This window comes from Streptomyces sp. NPDC091682 (genome assembly GCF_044756625.1).
GTDB lineage: Bacteria > Actinomycetota > Actinomycetes > Streptomycetales > Streptomycetaceae > Streptomyces.
On the sequence record NZ_JBIVTH010000037.1, the window covers coordinates 1 to 12866 of the forward strand.

Sequence of the window (12866 nt, forward strand, 5' to 3'; positions counted from 1 at the left end):
AAGATGGCCTCCGCGGGTGCGGACTGGAAGACCAACCCGGCCACCCAGATCAAGTGGGGCCTGGACTACATGAACGACCGCTACGGCAGCCCGGTTGGCGCCTGGAACTTCTGGTCCGCCAACCACTGGTACTAAGCCACCAGCGGACAACCATACTGACGAGAACGCCCGGCCCGGACTCCCCGGCCGGGCGTTCTTGCGTCCGCGTCCGCAGCCGGCCGACGCCCATCTCACCGATAGCGCGGCCGTTGACCTGACCCGCCAGCACGTCGTTGACGGAAACAGCTACCACCTGTACCTGTACGGCCTGCAGCCCGATGTGAGCATTGAGGTGGCCATCCGGGTCTGGGACGCCGCTCGGCAACCATCAGCCGATGTGGAGGGGGTCCGCCCGGTGGAAATTGAATCCCGGACCGGGATCTTGGTGGTCGGCCAACTCACCTGCGGACCTGCTGGAGGGATGACGCTGCCCCGCCCCGGTGTGTAAGAAGGGCACGCCTCGTGGGCGGGGCGTGTGGCCACCGCGACCTCCTACGCCGAAACCCTTCGCCGGATCGACATCGACTGGACCGCCGACCAGATCGGTCAGGCCTGGGAGCGAAACCCCGTCCCCGAGCAGTACACCCTCGACCTCCGGTTCGTCAGATAACCCGAAGACGAAGACGAAGATGAGGGTGAGGGGGACGGTGAGGAGTGATTGCAGGGCCCGGCGTCCGGGGTCTGCGGCCCGCCGGACCGCTCACCGCCACGCCAGCCCGGCCCCGGCTCCCGGTCGCCGGGCTCCGGTGGACAGGCGTGGGCAGGGTTGGACAGTCACCCACTCTGTAAGGCCTGGTGAGTGGACACTGCTCGACGTGAGTCTGTGCTCCATGGAGGCCGCGCTCACACCGGCGGCCGACACGACCGGACCCGCCTTCTTTGGAGCATCCATCATGACGTCCCGCGCGCTGCGTACCCTCACTGTGTTGACCGCCACCGCTACCCTCTGCGCCACCGCTGCCGCCGCCGCTATTGCTGCTCCCGCTGCTTCTGCTGCTGGGCAGGATGATGGTCGGCGCATGTCGGGTGTCGCGGTTGCTTGGGCCCGCGCTTGGAACGGTAGTGACCCCCAGGCTTTGGGTGCCCTGTTCACCGTTGATGGCACCTATTCCGACGAAGCCGTCGGTGCCACTTTCCGTGGGCGCAAGGAGATCGCGGGGTGGAAGGCTCGTGCTGACGCTCTCATCGACAACGTCCATGTCACCATCCGTACGACCCGTCTCGATGGCGACCGCATCACGGTTCGGGCCGTGTATTCCGGTCATCTCAAGGGTGCGCCCAAGCCCTTCGCCGTGCCGATGACCACGGAGCTCGTCTTGGACGAGAATCACTGCCGGATCGCTTCTGATCAGGATCACTACAGCCTGGCCACCGTCCTCGCCCAGTCCGGCCTGCCTGCCGACTGGACCCCGCCCACCACCTGATGCCACTGCCTGTGGGTGAGGCGTGTGTCGGGCGGCTTCCGGGAGTGCCTGACGGGCCGGTCCTTGGGGTGTCGGCGAGAACCGTGCCACCAGCCGTAAACGGCGGTGATCTCGCGGGGCGCCACCCGGGTGGGTGAGTCCGGGGCGCTACGGCTTCGGTGTGTGAAGTCCCGGGCGGACGACCGACGACTGTGGCCCGTACTCCGTGGGATCCGGATGAGCTCGTCGAGCACTGGACGCTACTGAAGGACGAGCAGGCACTCGTGTCCGGCAAACGCGGGGCGACGGCCGGTTCACCCGAACCGGCCGTACTGCCGCGACAGGCGGTGGAGTTCGTTGCCCGGCAGGTGCAGGTTCCTGCCTCGGAGCTCGGTCTCTACGAGTGGACGGTCCGCACGTTCGAGTACACCGCGCTCAGATCCGGGAGCACCTCGTCTTCCGCGAGTGCAGCGCCGCGGAAGCGGAGACGCTGACCGCATATCTGGCCGAGCATGTCGCGCACAAGGAACGCAGTCCCGAGCAGGTCCGGTTGGAGCTGCTGGCGCGCTGCCGCGCCGAGAGCATCGAGCCGCCCACCCCGGGCCGGTGCGACCGGATCAGTACCGACGATGCCGGGTCCGCGGGCGGCGACGCCGAGGCTGCTGGCTGTCCTTCCGCATGAGCGGGAGCGGGAGATCCCCGACACGCTGGCGGAACTGCCGATCTTCGCCCGGGACCGTTGGCCGGGTTCGTAGCGGGGGATGCAGGCATCCGCGACCGAAGAGCTCGAAGACTGCCCTCGCTCCATGTCTGCAGCCACCGCTGCACCGACCGGACGCTGACCCGCAGCTCCTTGGCGATCAACGCGCTTGCCTCACCCAGCGCGAACCGTTCCGCAGCCTGAAGCCGTAACCCCTCGCGGAGCTACTGCCGTTCGGCGGTCAGCCCGGGGTTGTGGATGCTGCACGTCGCGGTGATGCCGCAGCCAATGGCCAGCCGCCAGCCCCTATGACACCAGGAACTCAACCTCAGTAGGGCCTCTTAGCGGCGGCGGCGCTTGCCGAGGTGCAGGGCGAGCCCGGCGGTGGCGAGTCCGGCGGTCGTCGCGGCGGCGACGCCGGCCGCCATGAAGCCGTTGCGCGAGTTCCAGGACAGTACTGACCAGCGGGATTGCGCGGATAGTAGCGAGCCTGTGCTGAGCCAGGAAGCGGTGGAGAGCATGGACAGGGAGGAGCCGATGGAGGCGGCGGAGAGCGCGCAGCCCACGGAGCCGATGGACAGTACCGAGCCCACAGAGCCGATTGAAAGTACCGATCCCACGGAGCCGATCGACAGCACCGAGTCTTTCGACCAGAGGGATAGGTAGGAGCCGTTGCTGCGGCACCGCGAGTCCGTCCACGCGCGAGATGTGGTCACGGTCCCATCCTGACAGGGAGGGGAGCCGTGGGGGATCGGTACTCGCCGGGCGGATCGTTTCTGTGGCCTGTGCTTCCAGGATTCGGGCGGGCTGGAGACTTTGGGGCGGGCGGAGCCGACCGGAATCGAACCGGTGTCCTCGCGATGTTGGAGACCGCGCGCGTCGACCTCTGCGCTACGGCTCCGCCCGTTTCGAGATCGTAGCCGGTGCTGCTCGGTGGTTGGTGGGTGGTGTTCGGAGGTCGGTGGTGTTCGACGTCGGGCCGGTACACCCCGCTCGGTGGCCGCCCTTTAGCGCGGGCAGCCGCGGAGGTGCTGAGCTGCGGTTGTTGACGGCCGTACGGGAGCACCTTCCACTGAACGCGGACCAGCGCCCCAAGCGCCAAGTAGGGGTGTCGGACCCAGGAGGTCGGGCGCAGCAGAGCGCCCAGAGCCGTCGGATCCGTCATGACCTCCGTACCGACTCCTCGTATGACCCAGCCTCAGCCCCGTGGCTCACTCGCGTGAGGTGCGACTCAGGACAGCGCGGACGGTTTGCGGGGCGGGGGGACCTGACGCAGCAGTTCCCACAGGGGGCGGGAGCCGGCGGCCCATTCGGCGAGGAGCCTGCGGTCCACCAGGTGCAGGCGCTGCGACTTCGCGAAGTCGACCGCGTTGCTCGTGATCCGGCCGTTGGTCAGCATGACCAGCACATCACCGCCATGGACCTGACGGCCGGTCCCGTTGAGGACATGAAGATCGGGCGTGCCGACCGGCTTTCCGGCCCAGCCGTCCCTGCGGTGCTTGCACTGGATCACCCACCGGCGCCCGTAGGGGTCCGTGGCTTTCACGTCGGCTCCGTTGTCTCCGCAGCCGCCGACCTGCTGCGCGTCCTGGTAGCCGTCGCGCTGCATGAGGTCGCGCACCGCGAACTCGAACTGCCGATGATGCAGACGATCCAGCTGGCCGACCGCGTACCGCAGCCCCTGTGCCCTGGCCCGCTCCGACCGTGTCGCGTCACTGCGGCGCCGCCACCAGGCCGCCGCCGCGGCGGAAGCGGCCAGCAACGTGAGGACCACGACCCAGGGGTGGGCGGCCAGCCACCGCAAGGCTGCTGCCGCCAGGCTGAGCACGACCGTGGCTGCGAGCGCGGCGAGGACCACTTGCTCCAGGTGCTGGTTCTTCCGCCGCCGGGAGCTGCTGGGGCGGCGGCTGGCACGCCGGGTAGGGCGGCGGCTGCCGGTCACTGGCCGGCCTGGGAAGCGCCGCTGACCAGCTGGCCGAGGAAGCTGGCGATGCCCTGGCCGACGTCGGTGGGGGCAAGGACGATGCCCAAGGCCAGGACGATGACCACGGTCATCTTCTCGTCGGACCGGCTCCGGGCCTCGGTGCGGCGGCGCAGCCTCAGGAAGACGATGAACGCCAGGAGCACCGCCATGTTGATCGTGAGCAAGCGCCCAGTCCCCTCGTCCGAAGCAGTACGGGGCAGTGGACGACAGCCCCTGTCCTTGTGTAGCGGGAGGTCAGCGCCGCTGTGACCAGATCGCCGGGGATTGGCGGCAATGCGCTGCACTGGCCGGCTTCGGCCGGCCCTGTGTTCGGGATGTTCCATCGCGCTGGAGCGCCTACCGGTCGCTTGCGGAGCAGGTGACGGGCGCGGGCGGTTGATCAGGTGCCAATACGCGGGAACCGTGAAGTCGACGCCTGCTGCCATCTCCACCGGGTCGAGTGGCGCCGGCGGATTCCGCAGGACAGCTGCTCCTCTGAAACGCGCAGTGAGGTGGGCCAGGGCGTCTCAGGGCTCAGCGAGGCCCAGGCAGACCGCTGGCATTCGCCGGCTCAGGACCACTGGCCCCGCGATGTGCAACTGCACGGAGCTCGCGTCGGCATCGTCGGGGCCGGCTGGGTGGGCTTTCGGTGGTCGATGCGGGGCGCCGCGAACCGAACCGGAACCTCAGGTCGGCCGCCGGCCCGAGGACATCCTCAACGCTGTCCGTCCTCGTCGTGCAGCCCGAGGAACACCACCAGGGCCCGCCCCTCGTCCGTGCTGATGAGCTTCAGCCGCGGCTCCGTCATGGAACGGCGTCCAGTAGATCCAGGGTCTCGTCACATGCCCGGATCAACATCGGGGCCGCCCGGAACGTCACCGGCGCCGGTGCAGCAGGGCACCCTCGTCTTCCATCTCTTTCCGTCTTCCCGCCGATGCGGCCGCTGCCGACATCGGCGGGCCTCCGCGACCGGCGCCCGACCGGCACGGTCGGACCAGGCGGCTCAGGCCGTCTGCCGCCACCCGCCACCCGCCGCCCTCCGTCCGCGTGGTGGGTGCTTTGGGTCGCGTGTGGCCGGAACTCGCCTGGGGTGGGGGAATGAGGGGCTACGTGCTGGTAACTTACGCGAGTTGATCAAGGTCGGGGTGCGGTCGACCACGCTCCCGGCCGGAGCCACCCCCCTCCTCAGTCAAGGAACCACATTGGCACGTACCGTCCGTACGACGGCCCTCGTCCCCGTCACGGCCCTCGCACTCAGCCTCTCCCTCCTCGGCGCCGCAGCCCCCGCGTCTGCCGCGGGCGCCCCCACGCCGCACCTGGACTCGGTCGAGCAGACCCTGCGTCAGGTCTCGCCGGGCCTGGAGGGCTCGGTGTGGGAGCGCACTGCCGGCAATCAGCTCGGCTCCTCCGTCCCCGGCGGCGCTGACTGGCTGCTCCAGACCCCCGGCTGCTGGGGTGACGCCACGTGCGCGGAGCGACCCGGATCGCGCCGCCTCCTGGAGAAAATGCGCCAGGACATCGCCGGTGCCCGGGAAACGGTGGACATATCGACGCTGGCGCCCTTCCCCAACGGCGGCTACCAGGAGGCGATCGTCGCGGGCCTGAAGGAAGCCGCTCAGAAGGGCAACCGGCTGAAGGTGCGCGTCATGGTGGGCGCCGCGCCGATCTACCACTCCACGGTGATCCCTTCGTCCTACCGCGACGAGCTCCTCGCGAAGCTGGGCCCGGCGGCCGCGGGCGCCATTACCCTCAACGTGGCCTCGATGACCACTTCCAAGACCGCGTTCTCCTGGAACCACTCCAAGTTGGTCGTCGTGGACGGTACCTCGGTGATCACCGGTGGTATCAACAGCTGGAAGGATGACTACCTGGAGACCTCGCACCCGGTTGCCGACGTCGACCTCGCGCTGACCGGGCCCGCCGCGGGCTCCGCGGGCCGCTATCTGGACTCCCTGTGGGACTGGACCTGCCGCAACAAGAGCAACTGGGCCTCGGTTTGGTTCGCCGCCTCGCCCGGCGCGGACTGCATGCCCTCCCTGCCCAGGCCCGCTGCCCCGGCGGGCGGCGGGGACGTGCCCGCGCTCGCCGTCGGTGGCCTCGGCGTGGGCATTCGCCAGAGCGACCCGACCTCCTCCTTCCGTCCGGTCCTGCCCACGGCCGGCGACACCAAGTGCGGGATCGGGGTCCACGACAACACCAACGCCGACCGCGACTACGACACCGTCAATCCGGAGGAGAGCGCCCTGCGCGCCCTGGTCTCCAGTGCGACCTCGCACATCGAGATCTCCCAACAGGACGTGCACGCCACCTGCCCGCCGTTGCCCCGCTACGACGTGCGCCTCTACGACGCCCTCGCCGCCAAGCTCGTCTCCGGCGTGAAGGTCCGCATCGTCGTCAGCGACCCGGCCAACCGCGGCACGATCGGCAGCGGCGGCTACTCGCAGATCAAGTCGCTCTCCGAGGTGAGCGACGCCCTGCGCGGCCGCGTGGCGGCCCTGACCGGCGACGGCGGCCGGGCGCGGACGGCGATGTGCGAGAACCTCCAGTTGGCCACGTTCCGTGCGTCCGACCGGCCGACCTGGGCGGACGGAAAGCCCTACGCCCAGCACCACAAGCTGGTCTCGGTCGACGGATCGGCGTTCTACATCGGCTCCAAGAACCTGTACCCGTCCTGGCTCCAGGACTTCGGGTACGTCGTCGAGAGCCCGGCCGCGGCCGGACAGATCAAGAGCGACCTGCTGGATCCGCAGTGGCGCTACTCCCAGGCCACCGCGACGTACGACTACGCCCGCGGAATTTGCCAGGGCTGACACTCCAGGCACCGACCCCAGGCACCGACCCCAGGCTCCGGCCCCCAGGCCCCAGGCCCCAGGCCCCGGCTCCGGGGCCTTCGGGCCCCGGGGCTCCTGGCCCTGACTCTCCGACTCCGCCCCCGCCCCCGCCATGCCCGGCTCGTACCGCCGGGCGCGGCGGGGGCGGCTTCGTGCTGCCCGGGAATATCCCGGACGCACCCCCCGTTCCTGGTATAGTTGAACGGTAAACAATCTTGGAAGGGGATGGGAAGTCATGCAGTTCGGGATCTTCACCGTCGGTGACGTTACGGCCGACCCGACGACCGGACGCGTGCCGGGCGAGCACGAGCGCATCAAGGCGATGCTCGCCATCGCGCAGAAGGCCGAAGAAGTCGGCCTCGACGTCTTCGCCACCGGAGAGCACCACAACCCGCCGTTCGTCCCCTCCTCGCCGACCACGATGCTCGGCTACATCGCCGCACGCACCGAGAACCTGATCCTGTCCACCTCGACGACGCTGATCACCACCAACGACCCGGTGAAGATCGCCGAGGACTTCGCGATGCTCCAGCACGTCGCGGACGGTCGCGTCGACCTCATGATGGGCCGCGGTAACACCGGACCGGTCTACCCCTGGTTCGGCAAGGACATCCGCGACGGCATCGACCTCGCCATCGAGAACTACGCCCTGCTGCGCCGCCTGTGGGACGAGGACACCGTCACCTGGAAGGGTAAATTCCGCACCCCACTCCAGTCCTTCACCTCCACTCCGCGCCCCCTCGACGGCGTCGCGCCCTTCGTCTGGCACGGCTCCATCCGCTCCCCGGAGATAGCCGAACAAGCCGCCTACTACGGCGACGGCTTCTTCCACAACAACATCTTCTGGCCCGCTTCCCACACCGAGCAGATGATCAACCTGTACCGGGAGCGCTACGCCCACTACGGACACGGCACCCCCGAGCAGGCCATCGTCGGACTCGGCGGCCAGGTGTTCATGCGCAAGAACTCCCAGGAAGCAGTAAGCGAGTTCCGCCCCTACTTCGACAACGCGCCCGTGTACGGTCACGGCCCCTCCCTGGAAGAGTTCACCTCCCAGACACCTCTGACCGTCGGCTCGCCCCAGCAGGTCATCGAACGCACCCTGTCCTTCCGTGACTACGCCGGCGACTACCAGCGCCAACTGTTCCTGATGGACCACGCGGGCCTGCCCCTGAAGACCGTCTTGGAACAGCTCGACCTCCTTGGCGAAGAGGTCGTACCCGTCCTGCGCAAGGAGTTCGCGAACCTGCGCCCGGCCGGCGTACCGGACGCCCCGACTCACCCCGACCGTGTGGCGGCCGCCCGACAGGCCCCCCAGCAGGAGACGCAGGCATGAAACTCGTCGTCGTATCGGCAGGACTGAGCTCACCCTCCTCCACGCGCCTGCTCGCCGACCGGCTCACGGCCGAGACCCTCGGCCACCTGGACGCCGAACCCGAGGTCATCGAAGTGCGGGAACTGGCGACCCAGATCGCCCAACACCTCGTCACCGGCTTCCCGCCCGCCCCACTGGCCGCCGCACTCGACGCGGTGGCGGGCGCGGACGGCCTGATCGCCGTCACGCCGGTCTTCGCAGCCTCCTACAGCGGCCTGTTCAAGTCGTTCTTCGACCTCATCGACAAGGACGCCCTCACCGGCACCCCCGTCCTCCTCGGTGCGACAGGCGGCACCGCCCGACACAGCCTGGTCACCGAGCACGCCATGCGCCCGCTCTTCACCCACCTGCGCGCACTGGTCCTGCCCACCGCCGTGTACGCGGCCTCGCAGGACTGGGGAGAAGCGGGCCTGGCGCGGCGGATCACCCGCGCGGGCACGGAACTGGCCCGCTCCATGCGCCCCACCACCCCCAACACCATTCGCGGCACGGTCCTCGACACCGTTTTGGACGCGGCCCTCGACGTCGATACCGCTGCTGCGATCGCGCCCCGTTCATCGACCGGGGCGATCACCTCGGTGGACCCGACCCACGGATTCACGACGGTGTCCTTCGAGCAACGCCTGGCCGCGCTGCGCGGCGAGTAGTCCCACAGCGCTCCCATCCGAGGGGACGAACGGCGTCACCTCGGATGGGGCCGCCCGTTCCAGGGCCGGTGCAGCTCCGGGAGCCGGGCCTGCTGACGTCTCGGCGGATGCGAGCCTGGTCGGCGATGGCGATGGCGATGGCGATGGCGATGGCGTCGCGGGCGTCGGTCTTCAGGATGCGGCGGGACAGCAGCCGTCTACTGCCGGCGTTCAGCACCACCGTGTGGTGGTGCCTCTTGTCGATGTCCAGTCAGGCGCAGCTCTCGGGAACGGTTGCCCTCCGCTAGCTCATCGTCACATCCGTCCCACAGACGATCTCGCCGAGGTTGTCTTGCGCAGCGATCGAGCAACGCCCCGTACTCGGAGCCCCTGGGCTCCGCCGATCCTACGAACGACCGGTTTGCCCGTTCGAGTCCACCCAGAAGGTGAGACAGGCAACATGCCGCGTTCGGCGTAATCGACGGTTCGACCCGACTTCCTCCTCACGCTGTGACAGTCGATCACGCTCATGTCAGGAGGCCCGTGTGCACAGGTCCCGTGGGTGCGCGGCACTCCGTACCACCCCCGGAGACGGGCGGTGAGAGGCGCCCGCCCGGACGCGCCCCTCACGGCTGCCGCCGACGACGGCTTCCGGCCGGTCCCGCCGCCGGCATGGACGCGGTGGCTGCCCTTCGTCTACATCGCCTTCGTCCTCCTCCTGGAAGCCGCCCAGCAGCAGGAGTGGGCGGTCAGCTTCTTCCTCATCGCCCTGCCCGCCATCGCCGCATACGCCTTCGGCCCCCTCGCCGTGGCCGCGTTCACCGTCCTCGCGATCCTCCTGGAAGGCTGCCTCACCGCAATCTCCCACCATCTCGGCGAGACCCACCACGTCACCGCCGACATCGCCACCGCCGTCGTCGGCATCCTCGCGACCGCACTCGCCGCGCACCGCCGCAGCCAAGAACGCCACCTCGTCGACGCCAACTCCGTCGCCGAGGCCCTGATGCGGGCCCTTCTACGACCGGTGCCGCACCAGGTTGGGAACGTACTCGCAGCCTGCCTGTACCGGCCGAGCGAAGTCGGGACCATGGTGGGCGGCGACCTCTTCGACATCCGCGCCACCCGGGCGGGGGAGCGCGCCATCATCGGCGACGTCCGCGGCAAAGGGCTCCCGGCGGTCCGCACGGTCGCAGCGATCCTGGGCAGCTTCCGCGAAGCCGCGTGCGAGGCACACGACCTGCCGGCCGTCGCCGCCCGCCTGGAACGGGGCCTGGTCCGCGAGGCCGAGGAAATCCGGGACGCCGAACTGTTCGCGACCGCCGTGCTCATCGAGTACGACAGCCTGGCCCACCGGGTGACGGTCACCAACCACGGGCACGTGGAACCGGTGTTGATCTCCCGCGGCGAGGTGCGCACACTGGATGGTCCGCCAGCCCTACCCCTCGGTCTGGGCCAATTGGCCCAGACGGACAGACCGGTGCCGTGCAGCCACCGGTTCACCCGGGGCGACGTACTATTGCTGGTCACGGACGGCCTGGTGGAGGCCCGCGACACCGGCGGCGCCTTCTACCCCCTCGTGGAACGGCTGCGCCACCGCTTCGAAGGCCGCCCGGCACCCGGACCCGCCGACGTCGTCGACTTCCTCAACACCGACCTCCCCCGCCACACCCGCAACCTCCACGACGACGTCGCGATGCTCGCGATCGCCCCACACAGCCGCACCTGACACAGCTGACACACCTCGCGCGCCCCGCGCCACCACTCCTGCCGCCGGACACCGGCAGCCCGCCCCACATCAACGCCGCACGAGCACAGGCCCCGCGGCCGTCAAGAGCCGCACACCACGAAGGCCCCGGCATCGACCCGGGGCCTTCGTGTACTTCGCTGACCTACCCGTTCAACGACCCCGACCGCAGAAGGTCACGCACACAACGGAAGGGGCACACCCGAACCGGCCCGACCTGGACGGCACCTGCACCCCTCCTGGACGGCGCCCGCGCCCTACCTGAACAGACGGTCACCGGGGGCGGCCATGCGATGGGTCGTGCTGTGACGGTTCACCCAGTCACGGATGAGAGAGATGGAATTGGCGCACTGCCAACTGTCGTCGTACTCCCGCACTCCGGTGAACGCCCCGTAGCCCGCAATGATGCCGTCCACGCGCCCGTCGCCCAAGAGCTTGTCGACGTACCAGGGATCGTTGTAGGTGGTCGTCCAGGACAAGGTGGCCGCGAGCTGCCCGGCATCGCGGTCCGCGGCGCCCTTCTTCAGCTCCGCGCACGTGTAGTACGTCGCCTCCGTACAGTTCCCGAACCCCTTGGTGATGTCACTGTCGCCGTAGTCCATCACTCGACGACCGGTCGGGAACCCGGAACCGGACCGGTCGAACGCGCCCCGCACCCGGTCGCGAGTTCCGGTCGTCGTGATGCCCTCCAACGCACCGAGCCTGCCCTCCAGGCTCTTCCAGCCCCTGCCACCGACGTCCGGTGTGCTTCCACCGTGGTACTCGTAGAACCCGTAGAGCACCTGGATCCCTGCATCCGTCAACCGCTGCGCCTTGTCGCGCAGCCCGGCGACGCTGCACCCGCGGTTCTCCCGCTCCCCGCAGTAGTTCGGGTCCTTGATGTCCAGCCAGACCAGCGCCAGCCGGCGTCCTGCGCCGGCGTGCGAGAGAATGCGGTCGATCATGCTGTCGAAGCTGGGCCCCAGCCGGTTGTCACCGGCGGAGGAGCAGTCGTGATAGGCCCGCCATTCGTTCGGGTTCCACCAGGCGCACACGTCTATCTCGATGCTGTTCGCGCCGTGCTGGAGCGCGGCGTCCACACCGCCCAGGGTGTCGACGCGGTGCGCGATGGCGTAGATCGGGTGACGCTGATCGGCTGCTGCTGCCGGAGCCGCACCGAGCGCGGTAGTAGCGGTGAGGGCACACAGGGCCGCGATCAGCGCCAGGAGCATCCGCGGGCGGAAACCACGTTTGAGGTAACTGGTCAAGAAAATACTCCGTCATGTCGGTGTCCGAATCGGACGGTTCATCTCATCCGCCACATGCTGACACGCAATGAATGTATGACGAATGAATCCGATCGAGGGCATTCCCAGAATGGCGAGAAGTAGCCGCCAGCCCTGCTGTCGTGTGACGGGAAGACACCCGCGGGCGAAAGAGGGGGAGAGGATTCCGGTGCGGCGTGAATCGCCCTTGTGCGGCCGCGTCCACCGGGGCGGGTCCCGGCTGCGGAGCACTGCTTTCCGCCCTGCCGGAACCCGCCGGGCGGCACCGGTGCACGGCATCTGGCGCGGACGGCCCGCACGCCGGGCATTCCGCGCCCCGCCGGGAAAGCGGATGGAATCCCTCGCGGCTGGTTTCGGCCGACGACGACACCACCGATCAGAACCGGACTTGGACAGGTAGCGCGCGTAACCCTCGGGCACTTGATGCCGACCCGACGGCATCGCAATACTCGCCGAACGGTCCGGCCGACCGACATCCAGTGCACTTTCGGCTTTCCGCTTCCACATTCCGGGAGACACGTATGTCCGACACCGCACGCGCTCCCGAGGCCGAACTCCACGACCTGGAGCTCGACCTCGGCGACCTCACCGTCACCTCGATGCGGGACACCGCCGCGCTGCCCGAGGGCGGGGCGTCCTGGGGCTCATGCTCCTGCCAAGGGTCCTCGTCCTGCGCCCAGCCGCAGGACGTCACCGCCCTCGAGGTCTGACCCCCTACACGAGAGGTATCCCATGAACGACGCCACGCAGTCCGCCAGTTTCGACCTCGACGACCTCGACCTCGGTGAACTCACCGTGACCTCCATGCGGGACACGGTCGCGCTGCCCGAGGGAGGCGCGTCCAACGGCGGCAGCTCCTGTTCCTGCGGCTCGTCCTCCTGCGCCCACCCGCAGCTGCCCGAACTCCCCCTGTAACCGGG

13 protein-coding genes, 1 tRNA gene and 2 pseudogenes are annotated in these 12866 nt (G+C 69.0%); 10 read left to right on the top strand and 6 right to left on the bottom strand.

Annotated elements, in window-relative coordinates:
• The 4 genes and pseudogenes from ACIQK6_RS40655 to ACIQK6_RS40670 form a co-directional block, all read left to right on the top strand.
• Nucleotides 1-135 (top strand): annotated as a pseudogene (locus ACIQK6_RS40655) (lytic transglycosylase domain-containing protein); the annotation flags it as partial.
• A 379-nt stretch (nt 136-514) separates the two neighbouring features.
• Nucleotides 515-649, top strand: a complete 135-nt coding sequence (locus ACIQK6_RS40660) for a hypothetical protein (protein ID WP_402697476.1) — start codon at nt 515-517, stop codon at nt 647-649.
• A gap of 220 nt (nt 650-869) precedes the next feature.
• Nucleotides 870-1463, top strand: a complete 594-nt coding sequence (locus tag ACIQK6_RS40665) for a nuclear transport factor 2 family protein (RefSeq protein ID WP_402697478.1) — start codon at nt 870-872, stop codon at nt 1461-1463.
• A gap of 382 nt (nt 1464-1845) precedes the next feature.
• Nucleotides 1846-2124 carry a hypothetical protein gene (locus tag ACIQK6_RS40670; RefSeq protein ID WP_402697479.1) on the top strand — a complete coding sequence of 93 codons (279 nt, stop codon included), beginning with the start codon at nt 1846-1848 and terminating at the stop codon, nt 2122-2124.
• 110 nt (nt 2125-2234) lie between these two features.
• Here the strand turns inward: ACIQK6_RS40670 and ACIQK6_RS40675 are convergent.
• The 5 genes and pseudogenes from ACIQK6_RS40675 to ACIQK6_RS40695 all read right to left on the bottom strand — a co-directional run.
• A pseudogene (locus ACIQK6_RS40675) lies at nt 2235-2351 on the bottom strand (helix-turn-helix domain-containing protein); the annotation flags it as partial.
• Nucleotides 2352-2483: 132 nt separating this feature from the next.
• Entirely contained in the window at nt 2484-2735 is a 252-nt protein-coding gene (locus tag ACIQK6_RS40680) for a hypothetical protein (protein WP_402697481.1), read from the bottom strand.
• Nucleotides 2736-2968: 233 nt separating this feature from the next.
• Nucleotides 2969-3043: transfer RNA gene (locus ACIQK6_RS40685), tRNA-Trp, on the bottom strand.
• Nucleotides 3044-3373: 330 nt separating this feature from the next.
• Complete coding sequence (locus ACIQK6_RS40690) at nt 3374-4084, bottom strand: restriction endonuclease (protein ID WP_329094928.1); 711 nt, start codon at nt 4082-4084, stop codon at nt 3374-3376.
• Nucleotides 4081-4290 (bottom strand): hypothetical protein, encoded by a 210-nt coding sequence (locus ACIQK6_RS40695; protein WP_329094927.1) that lies wholly within the window; start codon nt 4288-4290, stop codon nt 4081-4083. Before ACIQK6_RS40695 ends, ACIQK6_RS40690 begins: the two co-directional genes overlap by 4 nt.
• Nucleotides 4291-5307: 1017 nt before the next feature.
• Here ACIQK6_RS40695 and ACIQK6_RS40700 point away from each other — a divergent pair.
• From ACIQK6_RS40700 to ACIQK6_RS40715, 4 genes are all read left to right on the top strand, one after another.
• Nucleotides 5308-6915 carry a phospholipase gene (locus ACIQK6_RS40700; RefSeq protein WP_329094925.1) on the top strand — a complete coding sequence of 536 codons (1608 nt, stop codon included), beginning with the start codon at nt 5308-5310 and terminating at the stop codon, nt 6913-6915.
• Between the two features lie 256 nt (nt 6916-7171).
• Nucleotides 7172-8272, top strand: a complete 1101-nt coding sequence (locus tag ACIQK6_RS40705; RefSeq protein ID WP_329094923.1) for an LLM class flavin-dependent oxidoreductase — start codon at nt 7172-7174, stop codon at nt 8270-8272.
• On the top strand, nt 8269-8958 hold the full coding sequence (locus ACIQK6_RS40710) for a CE1759 family FMN reductase (RefSeq protein ID WP_402697484.1): 690 nt from the start codon (nt 8269-8271) through the stop codon (nt 8956-8958). The genes ACIQK6_RS40705 and ACIQK6_RS40710 overlap by 4 nt, the downstream gene beginning before the upstream one ends.
• A gap of 577 nt (nt 8959-9535) precedes the next feature.
• Entirely contained in the window at nt 9536-10663 is a 1128-nt protein-coding gene (locus ACIQK6_RS40715; protein WP_329094920.1) for a PP2C family protein-serine/threonine phosphatase, read from the top strand.
• A 275-nt stretch (nt 10664-10938) separates the two neighbouring features.
• Here the strand turns inward: ACIQK6_RS40715 and ACIQK6_RS40720 are convergent, their stop codons facing one another.
• Nucleotides 10939-11928, bottom strand: a complete 990-nt coding sequence (locus tag ACIQK6_RS40720; RefSeq protein WP_329094919.1) for a phospholipase — start codon at nt 11926-11928, stop codon at nt 10939-10941.
• A 539-nt stretch (nt 11929-12467) separates the two neighbouring features.
• On the opposite strand from ACIQK6_RS40720, the gene ACIQK6_RS40725 reads away from it, so the two are divergent.
• Both ACIQK6_RS40725 and ACIQK6_RS40730 read left to right on the top strand, forming a co-directional pair.
• The gene (locus ACIQK6_RS40725; RefSeq protein ID WP_329094917.1) at nt 12468-12656 is read left to right on the top strand and encodes a thiazolylpeptide-type bacteriocin; all 189 of its coding nucleotides are present in this window, start codon (nt 12468-12470) and stop codon (nt 12654-12656) included.
• 22 nt (nt 12657-12678) lie between these two features.
• Nucleotides 12679-12861 carry a thiazolylpeptide-type bacteriocin gene (locus ACIQK6_RS40730; protein WP_402697488.1) on the top strand — a complete coding sequence of 61 codons (183 nt, stop codon included), beginning with the start codon at nt 12679-12681 and terminating at the stop codon, nt 12859-12861.
• The last annotated feature ends 5 nt before the right edge of the window (nt 12862-12866 follow it).

Coding starts and splice junctions, on each gene's coding strand:
- ACIQK6_RS40710 (WP_402697484.1), top strand. CDS start 8,269: ATGAAACTCGTCGTCGTATCGGCAGGACTGAGCTCACCCTCCTCCACG.
- ACIQK6_RS40725 (WP_329094917.1), top strand. CDS start 12,468: ATGTCCGACACCGCACGCGCTCCCGAGGCCGAACTCCACGACCTGGAG.
- ACIQK6_RS40665 (WP_402697478.1), top strand. CDS start 870: ATGGAGGCCGCGCTCACACCGGCGGCCGACACGACCGGACCCGCCTTC.
- ACIQK6_RS40705 (WP_329094923.1), top strand. CDS start 7,172: ATGCAGTTCGGGATCTTCACCGTCGGTGACGTTACGGCCGACCCGACG.
- ACIQK6_RS40730 (WP_402697488.1), top strand. CDS start 12,679: ATGAACGACGCCACGCAGTCCGCCAGTTTCGACCTCGACGACCTCGAC.